The 18598-nt window shown below is 41.2% G+C and carries 20 protein-coding genes; 1 reads left to right on the top strand and 19 read right to left on the bottom strand.

Features of this window, described 5'->3' with window-relative positions; translation table 11 throughout:
• Positions 1-39: 39 nt before the first annotated feature.
• The 6 genes from mraY to MKY99_RS13135 all read right to left on the bottom strand — a co-directional run bounded on the left by mraY (position 40) and on the right by MKY99_RS13135 (position 5642).
• Positions 40-993 (bottom strand): phospho-N-acetylmuramoyl-pentapeptide-transferase, encoded by a 954-nt coding sequence (gene mraY / locus MKY99_RS13160; protein ID WP_339270945.1) that lies wholly within the window; start codon positions 991-993, stop codon positions 40-42.
• A 322-nt stretch (positions 994-1315) separates the two neighbouring features.
• The gene (locus tag MKY99_RS13155; RefSeq protein ID WP_339270943.1) at positions 1316-1945 is read right to left on the bottom strand and encodes a hypothetical protein; all 630 of its coding nucleotides are present in this window, start codon (positions 1943-1945) and stop codon (positions 1316-1318) included.
• 114 nt (positions 1946-2059) lie between these two features.
• Positions 2060-2803 (bottom strand): ABC-2 family transporter protein, encoded by a 744-nt coding sequence (locus tag MKY99_RS13150; protein WP_339271624.1) that lies wholly within the window; start codon positions 2801-2803, stop codon positions 2060-2062.
• 48 nt (positions 2804-2851) lie between these two features.
• Positions 2852-3601, bottom strand: a complete 750-nt coding sequence (locus MKY99_RS13145) for an ABC-2 family transporter protein (protein ID WP_339271622.1) — start codon at positions 3599-3601, stop codon at positions 2852-2854.
• Between the two features lie 127 nt (positions 3602-3728).
• The gene (locus MKY99_RS13140) at positions 3729-4784 is read right to left on the bottom strand and encodes an ABC transporter ATP-binding protein (RefSeq protein WP_042187774.1); all 1056 of its coding nucleotides are present in this window, start codon (positions 4782-4784) and stop codon (positions 3729-3731) included.
• Between the two features lie 78 nt (positions 4785-4862).
• On the bottom strand, positions 4863-5642 hold the full coding sequence (locus MKY99_RS13135; protein WP_339270942.1) for a GTP cyclohydrolase II: 780 nt from the start codon (positions 5640-5642) through the stop codon (positions 4863-4865).
• 194 nt (positions 5643-5836) lie between these two features.
• Between MKY99_RS13135 and MKY99_RS13130 the strand changes: the two genes are divergently transcribed.
• Entirely contained in the window at positions 5837-6163 is a 327-nt protein-coding gene (locus MKY99_RS13130) for a helix-turn-helix domain-containing protein (RefSeq protein WP_042127276.1), read from the top strand.
• Between the two features lie 91 nt (positions 6164-6254).
• On the opposite strand, the gene MKY99_RS13125 is transcribed toward MKY99_RS13130, so the two are convergent.
• The 13 genes from MKY99_RS13125 to MKY99_RS13065 form a co-directional block, all read right to left on the bottom strand.
• On the bottom strand, positions 6255-7139 hold the full coding sequence (locus MKY99_RS13125) for an ABC transporter permease subunit (protein WP_076298894.1): 885 nt from the start codon (positions 7137-7139) through the stop codon (positions 6255-6257).
• A complete protein-coding gene (locus MKY99_RS13120; RefSeq protein WP_339270939.1) occupies positions 7136-8098 on the bottom strand; it encodes an ABC transporter ATP-binding protein in 963 nt (320 codons plus the stop codon). The genes MKY99_RS13125 and MKY99_RS13120 overlap by 4 nt, the downstream gene beginning before the upstream one ends.
• Positions 8095-9216, bottom strand: a complete 1122-nt coding sequence (locus MKY99_RS13115) for a hypothetical protein (RefSeq protein WP_339270937.1) — start codon at positions 9214-9216, stop codon at positions 8095-8097. The genes MKY99_RS13120 and MKY99_RS13115 overlap by 4 nt, the downstream gene beginning before the upstream one ends.
• 53 nt (positions 9217-9269) lie before the next feature.
• Positions 9270-9788 (bottom strand): sigma-70 family RNA polymerase sigma factor, encoded by a 519-nt coding sequence (locus tag MKY99_RS13110; RefSeq protein WP_339270935.1) that lies wholly within the window; start codon positions 9786-9788, stop codon positions 9270-9272.
• Positions 9789-9961: 173 nt separating this feature from the next.
• Entirely contained in the window at positions 9962-10279 is a 318-nt protein-coding gene (locus MKY99_RS13105) for a hypothetical protein (protein WP_042187762.1), read from the bottom strand.
• Between the two features lie 146 nt (positions 10280-10425).
• Entirely contained in the window at positions 10426-11880 is a 1455-nt protein-coding gene (nagE, locus tag MKY99_RS13100; protein WP_076286417.1) for an N-acetylglucosamine-specific PTS transporter subunit IIBC, read from the bottom strand.
• A 48-nt stretch (positions 11881-11928) separates the two neighbouring features.
• Entirely contained in the window at positions 11929-12435 is a 507-nt protein-coding gene (locus MKY99_RS13095) for a PTS glucose transporter subunit IIA (RefSeq protein ID WP_339270931.1), read from the bottom strand.
• A 22-nt stretch (positions 12436-12457) separates the two neighbouring features.
• On the bottom strand, positions 12458-13330 hold the full coding sequence (locus MKY99_RS13090) for a PRD domain-containing protein (RefSeq protein WP_042187757.1): 873 nt from the start codon (positions 13328-13330) through the stop codon (positions 12458-12460).
• 214 nt (positions 13331-13544) lie between these two features.
• Positions 13545-13931 carry a DivIVA domain-containing protein gene (locus tag MKY99_RS13085; RefSeq protein WP_339271621.1) on the bottom strand — a complete coding sequence of 129 codons (387 nt, stop codon included), beginning with the start codon at positions 13929-13931 and terminating at the stop codon, positions 13545-13547.
• 93 nt (positions 13932-14024) lie between these two features.
• On the bottom strand, positions 14025-14384 hold the full coding sequence (locus MKY99_RS13080) for a Replication termination protein (RefSeq protein WP_339270929.1): 360 nt from the start codon (positions 14382-14384) through the stop codon (positions 14025-14027).
• Between the two features lie 309 nt (positions 14385-14693).
• On the bottom strand, positions 14694-15710 hold the full coding sequence (locus tag MKY99_RS13075) for an extracellular solute-binding protein (protein WP_339247735.1): 1017 nt from the start codon (positions 15708-15710) through the stop codon (positions 14694-14696).
• Between the two features lie 108 nt (positions 15711-15818).
• Positions 15819-16901: an ABC transporter ATP-binding protein gene (locus tag MKY99_RS13070; protein WP_042187748.1), complete on the bottom strand. Its 1083-nt coding sequence runs from the start codon at positions 16899-16901 to the stop codon at positions 15819-15821.
• A 23-nt stretch (positions 16902-16924) separates the two neighbouring features.
• Positions 16925-18580 carry an iron ABC transporter permease gene (locus MKY99_RS13065; protein ID WP_076286420.1) on the bottom strand — a complete coding sequence of 552 codons (1656 nt, stop codon included), beginning with the start codon at positions 18578-18580 and terminating at the stop codon, positions 16925-16927.
• Positions 18581-18598 lie beyond the last annotated feature (18 nt).

The following is an 18598-nucleotide window of genomic DNA, read 5'->3' as shown; positions in this document are numbered from 1 at the left end:
TTATATCTACTTTTATAGATTTGTAAATGTAAAATTAATTTAGTGCATGAGATATTTCCAAATTAACCAGCAAATCAGTACGGATACCCACGAAATGAAACCGAATATAATCACGATTTTGTTTTCGCTCCATCCATATTTTAAGCTGAAATGGTAATGGATCGGAGCCATTCGGAACAGCCGCAGCTTAGTTCGTTTATAGTACCAAACTTGTAATATGACCGATAACTGCTCCGCAAAATAGACGAAAAACAAAATTGGAATCAAAAGCTCGACCTTCTCAATGACAGCCAAAATGGAAAGGGAGCCACCGATCGCCAACGATCCTGTATCGCCCATAAACGCTCTTGCCGGATAAATATTATAAAGGAAAAGCCCAAGCAGACAGCCGATCATGACAAGGGAAAGTGTCTGTACTTCAGGTTTGTCCGAAATCATAAAAAAGAAAAAATACGTTGGAATGGCCACATTAATCAGTAACCCATCAAGACCGTCTGTAAAATTAATGGCATTTGCGGAGCCCACCACAAACAGCAAAATGATTCCGACATAGAGGTACAAAGGCAGTTGCAGATAGTGCCCTTGAAATAACCCAATATCGCTCGTCAGGCCGAACGAATGGAACAACACATACAAAATGGTCCCAGTAAAAATAAATTGTAACACTAGCTTTGAGCGACCGGTGATGCCGGACGGATTTTGCCAAAAAGCCTTTTTGAAATCATCGAGAAATCCGACTGAGCTGAACAACAAAAACGTGACGCATAAGAGTAACATTAGAGGTCCGGGATGAAACTGTAACGAGATCGCTATCCCGATAAGCAGGACCAACCCTGCCATAAGCGGTGTACCACGTTTGGCCTGATGATCCGCTGGTAACTCGGAGCGAATTGGCTGCGTTAGCCTCAGCCTGTGAAGTGTCCTGATCAACAGCGGCGTAAATATCGCCACTAGAAGAAAAGACAGGCCGGAAATAGCCATAATTCCAAACATATAACAAACTGCCCCCTCTTTGAAAAACAATATTTTAACACTTCCACTCCAAATACTCTACTCTGGAACCTAACTCACACTCACGAAATTGATTTGAGAGTTATTAAGATCGCTTGAATTATGTAAAGTTTTATCCCTCTCACTTGTATCTTTAGAAAAATAATATATGTAAATAAATCTTTGATAAAGAGAAAGTATTCTATTTTTATTTCCTATTTTCGTTCCTCATTATGAAATACTTCCGATCAATAAATAAAGGACTGCCTATCGGCAGCCCTTCATTTATTTCACATCCCCCTTTATTTTCAAAATCGATAATTACCTAAGAGTCTAGCTCTGCTAATTCCCGAAGGATTTTCTCAATATGACCATCAGGATTTAACGCTTTAATTATCTCTTTCGTAATAGCTGCACCCTCATAAACTTGTGCAACAACCTCTAAGGGGAGTGTGAGTTCAAAATAACCTTCGGCAAATTCCACAAAATCCTCAGCTGTGCGGAAAATAGTCCCTAGCAAAAAGTCCGAACCATCTTCTGTCCCCGCTGGAATCTCTACCTTCCCCTTTTTCCACGTCAAGTCATTATTTTCACGCCAAAAACAAAAAGTAACATCATCCTTAGTTATCGCCTCATCTTCAAGTAAAGACAATAGTGAGGTCGGGACTTCTTCATAGATTCCTGGCCAAACTTCATGTTCGTCGCGCGCATATGGACTTACTTCTGACTCATGATCAAATCCTTTAATTATCGTTCCTTGAGGTGAAAAAATAATAAACAAATGATCACCTGATCCATTGTCAATCGATGCTAAGGAAACATTCTTATCGAATTCAGAAACAAAACTATGATAGCGAAGCCATTCCTCTGGACATAGGACAATATTTAGAGAAGCAAGTATTTTCATGAGCTTTTTTAAGTTTTCGGGTGCTGGTAAAATATTTAACACATTCATTTATGATTCCTCCCCATTGTAGTTATTAATGATTTTAGCATATTGATGAATTAGGAGTGAAAAAAAAGACTACCCGAAGGTAGCCTTTCCAACTTAACAAGACAATAGCTTAGCTTAAGATCCCGCACCCTTATATCTTCTAACCCCATAACTCCAAGCTAACAGACCAATCCCAAGGAATATCGCACCTACAACAGGTGTCATCAGCGCCAGGCTCGTCATTTCTTCACGCTGCAGGAAGAGCGCTGCTGGATATACTCCGACGAATGCAAACGGGATAATCCAAGTTAGAAGTACCTGAATAGCACGATTGTAAATCGTTACCGGATAACGGCCATAGGTCTGAATATTGTACATTAGAGGAAGAATACCCGTTGGTGCATCGGAATAGAAAGACAACGAAGTCAATGTTGTATAAATCCCAGTATAGATGGCGACGGCACTTAATGTAAGAACGATCAGAGCCGGTATCGTCCACCATTCAAAGGGAAGACCCAAATTACTACCACTGATGGCCATAATAATAATACCTATGAATGAGCCCATTAGTGCTGGTGGATCAACATTTTCCAAGAAGATCTGGAACAAATTATGCGCCGGACGTGTCAAAATACGGTCCATCTCACCTTTGACGATATAACGCTCACTAAATCCCCATAGATTCACAAAACAACTAAACACCCCAAAAGGCACCATAAAGAACCCATAGACGAACACTACTTCGTTCTGATTCCAGCCGCCAAGGCTATCCGTATGCATGAAAATTACTAGTATAAAGATAAAGTTTGTAGCCTGAAAGAGCAAATCTGAAATGACCTCTACCCAAAAATCGGCGCGATAGGTGAGCCGGGACTTCATATAGTTTTTAATGTATTCAATTAATAATCCAAGGTAATACACGTTTCCTCAACCTCCCTGCACGAAGAGACGCTGCCGCGCCGCATGATATAACCAGACAATTGGAATTAGTAATGCCAGGAACCAAACGATCTGTATCCCTAGTACATTCCAAATCCCAACCCCTTGCACCCGTCCTGTAAATACAGAACCTGGCAAGTAAGTAATCGCCTGAAACGGCAGCACCTTAAGTATAGAAGATAGCCAGTCAGGAAACAGACTGATCGGCACGATCAGACCAGAGAACAGATCAACAATTACCCGCTTCATACGCATCATGCCCTCATTATTTTCAACAAAGAAAGCCGAGAGCCCAGTAATAATATTGATCTGTGAATTAATCAAAAAGCTGAAAAAGAGCATTACAAGAAAACCCGCCCAAGCAGATGGTGCTGTCGGTAATTGAACCGGGAACAACAACATCGCTATTGCCATACCCGGAATCATAAACAAGAGGAAGCGGAACATTCCCTCTCCGAGTCCTTGCATCATTTTGACTAAGACATAGTTATAAGGCCTTATAAACTGGATAGCGATACTTCCGTCTCGTATATCCGTAGAGATCTCACGATCTAGATTATTAAAATAAAACGCACGAGCCATCCAAGAAACAGCGACATAAGACGTCATTTGCGTTGCGGTAAAGCCACCAAGTGAATCCCCATTACCATAGATGGCCATCCACGTGAAATAGTTAACCCCAATATTCAGTGAATAGATAAGAATACCTGAGTAGTAGTTAACCCGATAAGCAAGCATGGTAAGGAACCGGATCCGTATAAAATCTAAGTACGCCCCAAACAGTAATCTACGACTATTCTCTGGAGGACCACCTGAAGACGAACCTCCTGAGGACGAAGACATAGCTGTTGCAGCATTAAGCTTATCAGACATGTAAAGCCTCTCTTTCATCCTTCAGAGCGGCAGCTTGTTTCTCTGGTTTATCCGCAGACCCGGATTGATAAATACTGCGAACAATATCGTCCGTATTCGTCTCAATGATTTTGATATCAGTAATGTCGGCTTTCCCTACTACCCGTCCCAAAACATCGGATACATTAATATCCAGCGGTATCCAAACCGATGCTCCAAGATCGTTGTCTGCAGACCAAGTAACCGGCATCCCTTCAGTCCAAAGCTCAAGCAGTTGCCGTTTCGTTGCATTTCCGAATTGAAATTGAACTTCACGTCCGGTTCCCCAGCGCTGTTTCAGATCTTCAAGTCCGCCGTCATAAATAATTCGACCATCATCAAGCATAATCACCCGCGAGCAAAGGGCTTCAATATCTTGCAGGTCATGTGTAGTCAACAGTATGGTTGTTCCATGCTCACGGTTCATATCTTTAAGGAATTCACGGATCTCTGACTTCACCACAATATCTAAACCAATGGTTGGCTCGTCCAGAAATACAATCGAAGGGTTATGAAGTAATGCTGCGACTAATTCACAACGCATCCGCTGACCTAGACTGAGCTTACGAACAGGACGATTCAGTAGTTCTTGCAACTGCAATCGTTCGACCAATTCATCCAGCCGTTTCTTGAAGTCTTGTTCAGATACCCGGTATACTTTGCGCAGCAGCTGGAAGGATTCAATGACCCCAATGTCCCACCATAGCTGGCTGCGTTGCCCGAACACCACACCGATATTCTTCACGAATTTCTCGCGCTCCAAATAAGGAACATAACCACCCACCGTAAGATTTCCTGAAGTTGGTACGAGAATACCCGTGAGCATTTTGATCGTGGTTGATTTCCCAGCACCGTTCTCGCCGATATAACCACAAATCTCACCTTCGGGAATGGAAAAGGAAATATCCTTTACAGCAGTTACTTCCGTATACTCCCTTTTAAACAAATCAGCGAAGGCCCCTTTGAGACCTTCGCGGTTTTTTTGTACTTTGAATGTTTTGCGTAAGTCTTGTACTTGAATAGCAGTCATATTGTACCTCACTAAGCTTAAAGTTGGGTTCCAGTAACCCATTATAATTGAAGAAGTGCAAAAGCACTACCTCAATTTTTACTTAGCCAGTCTTCCTACAATTGGATTCGCTTCTTTCACTGCCTCTAGATGTCCTGAACGAGCCACTTTGGTGCGTAAGTATTTCTCGTTAAAAGAAGATACATCTCCCCACAGCGGTACTCTTTTCACAGCATTCATACCTGCAGTCTTGAGAGCTTCCAGTTTCTTCGGATTGTTCGTAATTAACGTGACTGGTTTATGACGTAGATGTTGTAGAACGCTAATCGCTTCTTCATAATTTCTTGAATCATCAGAAAAACCGAGCTCTAAATTAGCCTCAACTGTATCGTATCCTTCTTCTTGTAAAAGATACGCTAAAGATTTGCTAAACAGTCCAATGCCTCTACCTTCATGGTTAGCAAGATAGAATAACGCACCTGAACCATGCTCTACGATCATTTTCATGGACTGATGCAGTTGGAAGCCACAATCACAACGTTTGCTGCCAAAAATATCGCCAGTATGACAAATGCTGTGCATCCGAATCAAAGCTTCCTCTGAACCTTCGAAATCACCATATACTAAAACACTGGATTGCTGACCATCTGCGAGGCTCATGGATGGTAACTTTGAAATCAAAGCGGCTGTTGCTTCACTGTTATCACCAAGAAGCTCTGCATCCGTAGTGTTCAGCCAGTTGTACCATTTAAAAGTAACGGTCTCTCCGTCTAAATTCACGGGTAAAGTAATCGGTCCAACCAATATATTTGTACTGTTTTCTAAAGGAATTCGAGTAATTTTATTTTGTAGGATAGAAATAATATCTGGTTTAATCATGTGTACACCTTCCTCAATGTCCATCGATGCTTAGCAGTAGCTAAACTTAAGGATCGAATATTAGTTAAAATATAAGTAACTATTTGTAAGTAAGTTTATCATTGTAATATAACTTCGTCAAGTTATATTATATCTTTAAATATTTATAATTACTTTATGTAAGTTTATGATATAATGAATGTCGAGGTGATATTATGAATGATTTCAACATGTGTCCTCGCTTTGAAAAAGCGGTAGACTTGCTAAGTAAACGTTGGGTCGCGCTGATCGTTTTCGTACTTATGCCAGGTCCACGTCGTTTTGGCGAAATAGAAAGCTGTCTGTCCAATCTAAGTGGTAAAGTGTTATCTGACCGATTAAAAGAAATGGAAATCGAAGGTATTATTGAGCGAACCGTATATCCAGAAATGCCAGTACGCATTGAATACTCCCTTACTCCAAAAGGAACCGCGTTGGCTCCTATACTTGGTGAAATTGGAAATTGGTCTACGGACTGGATTGAGCTTGGTGTTACAAATTAATCCGACTTATACTAACTTGAAGAGCCCTTTTTGTTCCGTAAATCCGGCAACAAAAAGGGCATTTTAAGTTCTTAGAAATATTGTTAAACTGCTATAGATCTTTCCGTTGAAAACGATACAATCCGATTAAGAAAGCGATTAGCGTATAGAAGATCGCATAGACGATAAATGTATTAGATGGGACTGAGGTGAAGTTATCTAACCCAAATAGACTATTGGAAGCGTTAAACATCCCGTTCATTTCGTTAATACTAAACAGTTCAGCAGTCATTCTGCGCTGTAACCCATCTACAGGCATAAGTAAGGACATTATACCCGTCATATTATTTAGAGTGCTAAGTGCTTCGGGCTTAGATAATAAAGAACTACTTACCTTATCAATCATTCCTCCTAGCCATCCTGCTCCATAAAGCATCGTCATAAAGACTCCATTTCCAAGGGCTGAGAAGAATCCTGAACCCAGCATAGAAACAGTTATTAGCAACGGTACGATGGAAGAAAAGAGCAAAAATGATTTGAATAACGCTAATCCATCTCTTGGAATTGCGGTATGGGCTTGCGTAATTAGCAATATAGAAACAAATAAAATAAGTGCATAACCTATTCCTAGTGTTACATAACCAAGCCAGCGACCTGCGTACCATTTCCAGCGTGGAATTGGTCTTGGAAGCAAGGCTTGCATCACTCCCTGCTCTGCCTCACCTGAAATGGCGGAAAACGAACTAAAAATAGCTAAAAAAGCAATTACAAAAGCTCCGAAGAAAAATCCAAACGATAAAATAAATAAACCATTTGTAAAACGAATAAGGAGTTCTTCTCCGCTTGGAAAACTCGATCCGTGAGACATAGAACTTTGCCCGATCGTACCCGCAATAAACCAAAACCCAATAAGAAAGACCACGGTCATAATTAATGTCAGCACCATTACTCTTTTGCGCATCAGTTCTTTCCAGGTCATACCCATTATAATTCTCATTCGTGTTCACCTCTGTGGCTTAGTCCTGATACAGCATTCATAAACCACTCTTCTAGACGTTCTTGCTGATGTGAAACTTCATATAAGGTCATCCCTTGTTCTATAATCAGTGTATTCAGCCAACCCACCTGCTCTTCACTTTCCAGCTCCGCTTCCAACCAAACCCTACTACTGTCTATGGATTCTTCGGTATGGGAAGACACCCGGATCTGCAAGCCTGTCTGATCTTTTAGCCACGACAATAAAATAGGCGCAAAGCCGCCTACTTTAAATCGCCAGCTCATACGCTTGTTTAACACCTCGGACACTTTACCATGCCGGAGAATAACTCCGTTATTAAGTAGCGCCATTCGGTCGCAAAGTACTTCAACGTCCTCTAACAGATGAGAGTTTAGAAATATCGTAACCCCTTTTTCTTTTAGATTCTGTAATATACGCCGGACTTCCTGACGTCCGATTGGATCTAGTGCCGATGAGGGCTCATCCAAAAATACGATAGCCGGCTCATTAACAAGTGCACAAGCTAAACCCAGTCTTTGCTGCATTCCCTTAGAGTAATGCTTCACTCGGTCACGTCCACGCTTACCAATTCCAACCTCATCAAGAAGTTGAAGAATTCTCTTATCTGCTACAGACCGCTGCATTCCGCATAGTCTTGCATGCAGCCTCACAACCTCCTCACCCGTTAGCCATTCCTGATAACGATACAATTCGGGTAAATAACCGATTAGTGATTTAGCTTCTAGCGAACCAATCTTATGCCCGAACAGAGTTCCACTGCCACTTGATGGATGAATAAGACCTACAAGCATTTTTACAAAGGTGCTTTTACCTGCACCGTTAGGGCCGAGGAAGCCAAAGGCTTCCCCTTTCCCTACAGTAATACTTACATCTCGACAACCGCGCCCGTTATCATATTCTTTAGTTAGGGACTTGGCTTTAATTGCAGCAGTACTCATGATTCAATCAGCTCCTGAACTTTGGTCATAAGCTTCTCTTTACTCGAATAGAGCTCACCTGACAAATTGAATAGCTGTCCATCCTGAATCCATGTGGCTTGATATACAGGACCGCGGCTGTATTCATAATTGTCAACTATAACTAAAGTGTCACCCACAGTTATTTGCTCCGTATTTTCACCAGCGATTAACGGCATTGGGATTTCTCCGGATAAGACCCTGCTTTGCATTAAGCTAGTCTTCAAGTAATCTGGGAGCAGTGGGAAATTCATTACAGCTTCCAAAGCCTCTTCCACTTTAATAGAAGGATCAACGTTAAGTACAGGTGCATTCATCTGCGACAGACTTGCCCAGTGCGTTTCGTCAGATGAGAGATTGTAATTCACAAATTCCGGGATATGAAGTGTAATCGGTTTACCGTCAATCGATTCGGGCAGCAGATGTTCTGCTCCAATTTTTTTCAGGGCTTTGTTCACTTCGTCCACTTTCAGATTTAGCGTGATATCTTGTGAAGCACCCACCGTAACTGAATTATGCCCTTCCACTAAAGCAGCGGTTTTCGCTGGATAGCCTAGGGTAGCCTTCAGTTGATCCGCAGGCAACTCACCAATGTAAGCCCCGCTAGCGTTTGTAAACTCACCGAATTGATTAATTGATCGATTAAGTTCACCGTCTTCAGCCACCTGTGTGAAAATATTACGCAGATCACTTTCCTGAACAACCGTAACCTGTTCCATCCGGAACTGATTCAGAATGGATGCCATTGCTGTGTTTCCTATTGGGGTCGCGAGAATGACTGCAAAAACAGCTACACTCGCAGCTACAACTCCTAGCTTCCGACGACGGTTCATACGCAGTCGACGCGGACGTTGTACTTTCTTATCATGGGTAGTTACAAGTATGTCCTGTACTACCGTTGGAGTTGACTCTGATTCAAGGTTCTCTAGATTTTCTGGCTGACTTAAGTTAACAGAATCCTCAACTTGGGCTTCCGTATTTTGACTCCATTTTGCCCATTGAGGATTATAAGGCTCATTCTCTAACTTACTCTGCAGCTTGACCCAGGCTTCGTCTGTACTTTGCTTATCTTTATCTTGCTTTCCTGAATAGTTATTCATTATTATACCTCCTGATTTTAAAGATTACTTCGTAACTTCTCCTCAAAAGAAGTCTACTTCGTCTGGGGTATCGCCTTCGTTGCATTTTGTCTTAGTTTCTCTGTCGCTCGGTGAAGCAGGGTCCCTACTACTGGAGGCCTTACTCCAAGCTCTCCCGCGATTTCCACATAACTGTACCCCGAATAGCGAAGAAGAAGCGCTTGTCTGTCTCTTTCAGGCAATTCATTCAGCCAGATGTGTACATCTTCCTGATCTAGCTTACTAATTATGACTTCTTCACCTGAAGGGGGAGATTCACTAGCATCATAAAGCTGCTCTTGTTTATTCTGCAGTCGCCGTTCCCTTGCTTTTTTGTCCAAATAATCATATCCAATACGAGTTAGGACTCTATGAAGCCAGGCACCCAGCGCTGCTGGATCATCTGGTGGATTACGGTACAATTTCAGAAAAACTTCTTGAGCTAAATCATCAGCCGCCGATTCATCACGTACCAAAGCGGCAAGCTTACGGCGGACAACAGGGTAATGTTCATAAAACATTGTTTTAAAAATTTCAGATTCCGGAATTTCCATTGTGTAAATCCTCCTTATCAGCTGCAGCTATAAGTAAGACGACTGTCAGTACATTTTTGTATCAGAATTCTTCATAATTATCATAATGCATTATAAAACACACAAAAAGACAGCCCCTTATTAATAAGGTAACTGTCTTCATTATTGGTCTTACCTATCTGTTTTGATTCCAATTATCGAATTCGAATATATCGGTTAAGAATCTTCTTGGACAAAATACTCCGCTCCAGCTTAAGCTCCAGCAGTTGTTCTTTCCAATGTAACACTTCATCTGATTCTTCATTCTTACGCAGCTTCTCAAACAACTTCATGATCAATATGTTAACGGAATCAAACCGTGACCATAATTCTATCACACTTTCTTCTTGAACCTGAGGTTCTTCCGATACTGTGTTAAGATTCTTTAAGCTCTCTATGATGTCAGCCTGCCACTGTCCATCGTTAATTGCTTTGGCATAATTTAAAAGGTCCAGATAATCGTCGACTGACATATGTACCGACTCCTTTGTATGGTTATACCAAGTATTATACTAGGTATTGTGTATATTGCAACACTTTATACCTGTAAGTATACAAAAAAACAAGGGCTAGTATGCGGACTAGCCCTTGTTAATAAATTTAAACGGAGTACGTTAAGTTATAGTAACTTCTCGATTTCCTCTTTGTATTGCTCCGATTTCGGACCAAATACGATTTGTACAGCACCTTGACCAAGTCTCATCACACCAGAAGCACCGAGTTGTTTCAGAGCGGAATCTTTAACGGCTTTTTCGTCTTTAACGATCAGACGAAGGCGTGTAATACAAGCATCGATATTTTCGATGTTTGAAGGTCCGCCGATGTGCTCAAGAATTTGAGCAGCCTTGGAAGAAACAGCTGAACCTGTTCCATTACCTCCAGTTGGTGCTACAAGCGCATCATCATCATCTTCGCGACCAGGGGTCTTAAGCTTGAACTTCGTGATGATAAAGCGGAACAACACATAGTACAGAACGAAGAAGCACAGACCTACAGGGATAAGAATCCATGCATTAGTGGATAGCTTCATGTTCACCAAATAGTCAATCAAACCAGCGGAGAAGCCGAAACCAAGCTTAACATCTAGAATGTACATTAACGCCATAGAGAAACCAGTAAGTAAAGCATGCACTAAGTACAATACTGGTGCCAAGAACATAAAGGAGAACTCAAGGGGTTCTGTGATCCCTGTTAAGAAGGAAGCGATAGCAGAACCGATAAAGATGGAAGCAACCATTTTACGTTTTTCTGGTTTAGCTGTATGAATAAATGCAAGTGCTGCACCTGGAAGCGCAAACATCATGATTGGGAAGAAGCCTGTCATAAACATCCCAGCTGTTTTGTCTCCAGCGAAGAAGCGATACAAGTCACCGTGTACCAATTCACCTGCTGCATTCGTAAAGTCACCAATTTGGAACCAAGCAATCGTATTAAGTACGTGGTGAAGTCCAATCGGAATCAACAAGCGGTTAGCTGTACCAAAGATGAAAGCTCCAACTGCACCTAGGGATACAACCCAGTTTCCGAAATCACTAATTACGTCTTGAATCGGACTCCAAATCATTCCAATTAATACGGCAAGAACCATCGTGGATGCTGCGGTAATAATTGGAACAAAACGTTTACCAGCAAAGAACCCGAGCCAATCTGGCATCTTTATACTGTGATATCTCTTATATAGGAATGCTGCCCAAGCACCGGCAAATATACCTCCGAGCACACCCATATTCAACACTACATCATCATTGATGAAGGAGAATTGAAGTGGTACGACAGCTAGTATCTTAGTCAGTACCATATATGCAATTACTGCTGACAAGGCTGCTACAGCGTCCTTGGCAAATCCAATGGCAACCCCGACAGCAAATATCAAAGCAAGATTTCCGAAGATCGCATTCGCACCGGCATTTAGGAATGGAGCAAAATATTGATTCAGGAATCCCCCTACTGTAGCTCCTAGATGCAAATCTTTTTCATAGTTAAGCAATCCAAACCCTTGAAGAATAGCTGCCGCTGGCATAGTAGCAACTGGAAGCATAAGCGACTTACCTAATTTTTGTAGAAAAGCCAACATAATAATATCATCCTTTCGATTCAATAGTAGTAATGCTGTATCAGCTTATTACTTTGAAGCCACTGTAAGAATCAGATCCTGTCCTGCTGTAACCTGACCATAATGTCCGTTCACTTGAGGTGGTGTTTCCTCCGTACTAGTCACGATTACAGGTGAAATTGTGTCACAGCCTGCTGCGCGAATAACGTCCAGATCAAATTCGATTAAGGTTTGACCTGCCTTCACTTGATCTCCAGAGGCAATATGACTGACAAATCCGTTGCCCTTAAGACTGACAGTATCGATTCCGATATGTAACAGCAATTGCACACCGGAGGAATGTTCCAGAATAACTGCATGACTCGATTTCACGATATGAGCAACCGTGCCATCAAAAGGAGCCTTTAGGATACCCTCAGAAGGTTTGATTGCAACTCCGCTACCCATATGACCACCAGCAAAGGTTTCATCCGGAACTTCTGTTAATGAAACTGCCTCTCCGCTGATTGGTGCCATGATTTCGATTGTATGTCCAGTATGTTTCTCTTCTTTTTTTGATTTCCATTTGGAAAACATATGCTCCACTCCTCTAAAGATGTTAGTTTTGTTTCACTAAAGTTTGAAATAATCGGTGTAAGTGCATCGCCAGGAAACACAGCTCTTCTTCCGGGATATCTACACCAAGAGATTTTTGCATCACTTTACCGAGCTTTTGAGATAACTTGTATTCTTCTTTATATTCCTTCTTAATATGTTTCACAAAAGGATTATCTATTAGTGATCCCTTCAAAATACGTTCCAATGAAAACCGTAAATGGATCATTAATCGAATATGATTCATACTGCCATGCTCAAAAGTTATATTCCGTTCTTGCTGTATCATGTCCAGAAGTTCACTTACAATATTAGATGCTTTTACTAACTGACCCACCGATACATTGTTAACTGCGGAGTACACATGATAAGTTAGAAATCCAACCTCGTCTTCGGGAATTTGCACCTGAAATTCAGCATTGATCTTCTCTGATGCCTTGTAAGCGATATCAAATTCCTTCGGAAAAGACATCTTAGTTTCTTGTAAAAAAGGATTAATAATATCCATCCCGTTGCGCAGACGGTAAATGGTGAACTGAATGTGGCTCGGGAGTGCCAAATAAATCTTGTCGTTTAATTTGTCAGGAAATTGACTTTGGATATCAGCAATTATTTCATCAGTTATTCTCATCACTTTGGGATCTATGTCTTCCAGCAATATTTGATACTGACTCCAGGATTCGCGGTCTTCTAGACGAAACAATTTCTCAATACGAGGATCGTTTCCTTCAATCACACCTGAACCTTTCACAGCAAAACCAATGCCTTTACCGATAATGACATATTCCTTGCCGTTCTTGCTTCCCTGAACCATTACAACGTTGTTCCCAATCACACGCTGTACTTGAAATTGCTCGATCTCCCGCGACAAGCTCATCACTCCTTTCCCATATTATCGTCAATTAGGAACAAAAAAAGCCAAGAAATGTCTCATCGAGATGAAGACAATCCTTGGCTCATGCCCTTAACGGTAACACGCCACTAAAATATAAATGATCATTTATGAACATATCATAAATCATGAACTGCTAACTCGTCAATGGTAAATTTATAAATGTCAAGCGCAGCTCCTGAACTCAAAAATTCACGAGTTATAAATAGCTTTCAATTTGGGGAAGCTTTTCTTTAAGCTGACGGACATTGGTCTCCAGTTTTAGAATGACCTCTTCTAAATCCTTAGGATCGATGCCTCGAAGTACAGGAACCTGAATTACCTCTGTGGCTTTGGTTTCTGATTTTAATTCTCGCATCTCCAGCTGCTGTTCTTGCCATTTATCCATCAGATCAGCAATTGTCGCATAAAAACGCTCATAATCCTTGATTACGCTATCTAAAAATGTATCCACTTCCTCCGCATCGTAACCACGAAGCTTCATACTGAATTCTTTTTCATGTATGGTTAGAGCATCTAGAGTAATGCCAAGTTGGCTGAATAGCTTACGTTGTTTGTCCAATCGACGTTTCATATGTTCATCCATCATTTGTTACCTCCAAGTATATACTGCAATTATCCGGCAGTAACCATTATAACAGGGTGAGAGCATCCTGAAAATATAACTATAGTTCCAGTTCTAGAAGTTATCCGCAACCGCCTTGTTCAAAATACCTAAGCAGCGATCAAGATCCGTCTTCACCTGCTTCTTATATAGCTTCGCTTTCTCTTCTCCATCAGTTGCGAAATGGTATAAGACGATTTCTTGAAAATCCACCTTCGGGTCATTCCCTTTTAGCTGTTTAGTACGATATAAAATTCCTTGCTGTACCAGCTCATGCAGCGCGCGATAAATTTCGCTCTGTGGAGGGGAATATCCATGTGCCTTGAAATCTCGACGTAAATCCTCAAGCATTTGGTATCCATACCCGCGATGTTGTTCTACCATTGTTATAAGATACACCTTGATAAAAGCCCGTTGAGCAATCATAAACGCCATATAAACCCTCCTCATGTTGTGTTTTTTTGGTTAATCTTACCTTCTATAACTCTAGTATAAGCACTATTTTCCAACTTTCACAACCTGAAATGTGGTAGTGGGTTCACTTTTTCCGATTTGTATAGAAATTTAATAGGGATAGATGATGAATTTATTGAAAGTAACTAGATAGAGTTGTTTATTTTGTGATTTTCTATTGTGAATTTTTCATATGATGAAAGTTGGTTTTCTCGAGTAATAAATAACGGCCATTGAGAACTTAACCATAAAGTTCTCGATGGCCGTTGAAAATAATGCGTGAACAATCCCTTAGCGTTTATTGGCCTCATGCCATTTAGCGAGTAATTCCTCTCGGTTCGCAGCAGCGATATCGAATCGATACGTAATCATTAATTTTCCCAGCTTAACAGAAGACAATAGCGGATGGATCTTAATATTCGGCATCACAGGTAAGGAAAATGCGGAATTCATATAATCTGTCTGAGCATCTGTTGACAGTACAAAATCTACCAGCTGTTTAGCAGCAGTCACGTTGTTCCCACCTTTCAAGATCGACACTGCACCTATCTCCCATCCAGCTTGTGGAGGAATAGAAGATTGTATAGCATATCCCGAATTCTTAAATCGAAGCTGGTCGCCCATAAAGCTGATAACAGCAGCAACTTCACCTACTGCAAGCCGCTGGGCAGAACTAATTCCTGAGAATGTAGTTGATGAACTCTGCTTCTTAAGAGCACTCACCAATGCTAGAGCTTGCTCCTCCCCACGTTCTTGTGCAAGAGAGGCTAGCAATGTGTATCCTGTACCTGAGGTTTCTGGGTCCGGAATTTCAATTTTCCCCTTGAGCTCGGGACGTAATAAGTCTTCGTAGCGTTCCGGAAGAGGTAAAGCTACAAGCTGAGGATCTTGATTCCAGACCTGCTCATTTACACCAATAGCCAATGCACCCATGTATATACCTGTCCAATAGCCCATTTTATCTTTATAGATGTCGGGGATCTCATCAGCAACATGTGATGAATAGCGAATTAATTTCCCTTTGTTCTTGAGCTGCTCATGAAGATCAGCAGGCCCACCGAGAACAACATCAATGCCTGTCTTATTGATCGACATCAAATGGTAGCTTGCCTCACCGCCAGACATGCGAATAAGCTCATAAGACTGTCCCGTCTTCTTCTTATATTTCTCCAACAGAATACGCGCTTCATCCTCTTGAAAAATTACATATACTTTGAGAGGCTGATTGCTTTTCTGTCCAGGATAGAAATATATTAGAAGAAGTATTGTTACCGCAACCAATGACAGGATAATTACCTTTGTTCTCAATTAGAACGTCTCCTCCCGCTAAACTAGCCTATAGCCGCCGTTCTATAAAAAACGATACGCCAAAAAAGGAAAACGACTGTTTTCCTTTTTTGGAACATCTACTTCAGTTTACGGACTAACCTTTTTAATAATATGAATTTTGTCTATTGCCGCACTCATCCGAACTTGACCATCGAAAGTCTTTTGACCAATATCATAAGCATCGACAATCCATTCTTTGCCCCATTGATCTGCAAGGAAATATCTTTCCTTTTCTCCTAGAAACATCGAGGATTGGACTACTCCCATGATGTTAAATCCGCTAATGTCCGGATGATTTAGTCGCAATGATTCGGGGCGAACACTCAGAAGAACTTCCTCACCCTCTGTCAGCTTTTCATCTGTAGTAATAGTAACATTATCCCCTCCAAAGCCGTAGCTAACTGTTGCCGTACCCTCTTTACTTTGCATGACTACTGCCTCAATAAAATTGGTAGAACCAATAAAATCAGCTACATATTGTGTACGAGGTTTATAATATATTTCATGCGGCGTACCGTACTGATCAATAGCTCCTTTATTAAAAACAACGATCTGATCTGACATCGACAAAGCTTCCAATTGATCATGCGTTACATATATTACGGTTAGTCCAAGTTCCTGTTGAATTGTTCGCAGTTCAACGCGTACCTCTTCACGTAATTTAGCATCTAGATTACTTAGTGGCTCATCCAGGAGAATAATCGGCGAATTCATCACTAAGGCACGAGCCATAGCTACACGTTGCTGTTGTCCACCAGACATTTCATGGGGATATCGCTCTTCAAGTCCGGATAATTTGACCTGGGCCATAACAGCCATTACCCGTTCCTGCACTTCTGCTTCAGGTCTTTTCTTAATATCTAGTCCATAAGCAATATTATCAAATACCGTCATATGCGGGAACAAGGCATATTCCTGGAACACCATTGGAGTGCCCCTTTTATATGGAGGTAATTCATTAACCAAATTCCCGTCAATCCACACCTCACCATCATCGATGGTATAGAAACCCGCGATGGAACGTAATAAAGTCGTCTTCCCACAACCACTCGGACCAAGGAAGGTGATGAACTTCCCCCGTTCAATCTTTAAGTTGATATTTTTCAAGACATGGTTATTGCCGAACACTTTATTCACATTTTTCAAATCTAGTAGTATGTTGGATTCCATCGTGCCCACTCCCTTCAAAATCATTAGAAATCAAATATTTTCACTTTGGAACGGAAGATCAACTTGATCACTCCCAGTGTTCCAAGCGTTGCACCCATCAAACCCACTGCCACAGCGGCTGCCCAATAATAGGTTCCCGTTTCGGCATAGTTAAAGATCGATACTGCTGCAACAACCCATTTAGGGGTAATTAGGAAGATTATCGTACTCAAAGTATTCATATTTTTCATAAACGCATAGACAAAGTTCGCTACGACGGTTTTTTGCAACATTGGAAATACAATCGTTGTTAGCGTCTTACGGCTACTCGCACCCAGATTGGTGGCTGCTTCTTCGATCGATTTATCCACTTGTTTAAAAGACGCAGTCAAGCCCCGATAACCTACAGGCATCTGTTTAAGTAACATCGCAATGACAATCAATGCTGCAGATCCCTGCAAAACAATCGGACCTTTACTAAACGCAACAATCAGTGCAAGACCAACGAATGTTCCTGGAAGCGCAATTGGAAGAACCGCGCTGAAATCTAGTAATTTTTTACCTGGAAAAGGTTTGCGAACTACTATATAGGCGAGCACTAATGCAAGAGCCACCGCCAGCAACGCACTAATTAGCGATAACACTAAGCTGTTCAAAACGGCTGGACTAGATGAACTAAAGACAACTTTCATAATATGATCCAGTGTGAACGTATTATCTCGACCAAAGTTTTTCGTAAAGGCGAAAAGAATGGTGATCGCAAACATCGAAATAATGAACAATGAGATTAAACTGTTAAAAGAGAAAAGTAATGCATCTGTCCTCTTAGATGTAGTGATCCGTTTCAAACCAGATACCGGCTTACCAGTTATCGTTGAGTAGGAGCCTTTAGATAAAATCTTATTCTGAACCCAAAATACAATCAGTGCAGGAATTACTAAGATAATCCCCATGACCGAAGCTAGTCCTGCCTCGTTATTAATGATTTCTCCGTAAATTTCAACTGCTAAAAGTGAATAGTTACCACCAATTAGCTTTGGATTTCCGAAGTCAGCGAAGCAGTTAATCGCTACAAGCAAGAATGCGTTAATAACACCTGGAAGTGCAAGTTTCAGCGTAATCGTCCTGAATAATTTAAACCCTCTAGCCCCAAGATTCTGTGCTGCTATCTCCAGATTCGGTGATATAGCGCGGAGCACACCCGTTATAGTCATGTAGGCAAGTGGAAAATAGGATATCGTCTGAACAATCCACAGCCCCGGTAATCCATACAAATCAAGCTCAAAATTAAAGTTGGTATTTAACCATTGTGAGATCATTCCTCCACGTCCAAAAAGCAATAGGAATGCTAAACCACTCATAACCGAAGGAGCTAATAATGGAATAAAGGCTATAAATCGAAAGAACTTCTTTCCTCTGATGTTACTGTAGTGAATCGCATACGCATAAATAAATCCAAACACTGTTGCTGTAAAAGCGGATAATGATGAGCTAACTACCGTATTTAATAGCGCTTTTCCATAACGGGGTTTACTAAAAAACGTTGCCCAATTATCAAATCCAGATGTAAACACAACGACTACCAGCGGATAAATAACAAATAGAATGAGAAATGCAAAGCTAGTCAGTACAAGTACGAGTGACGATGGATCTTTAAAGAGCCTGTTGATCGACTCCCCAATGCCTTTTTTTTCTTTCATAGGGGGCGACTCCCACCT

The organism is Paenibacillus sp. FSL R5-0470 (assembly GCF_037975205.1).
Taxonomy (GTDB): Bacteria; Bacillota; Bacilli; order Paenibacillales; family Paenibacillaceae; genus Paenibacillus_AQ.
This window is presented reverse-complemented; position numbering and strand designations above follow the sequence as displayed.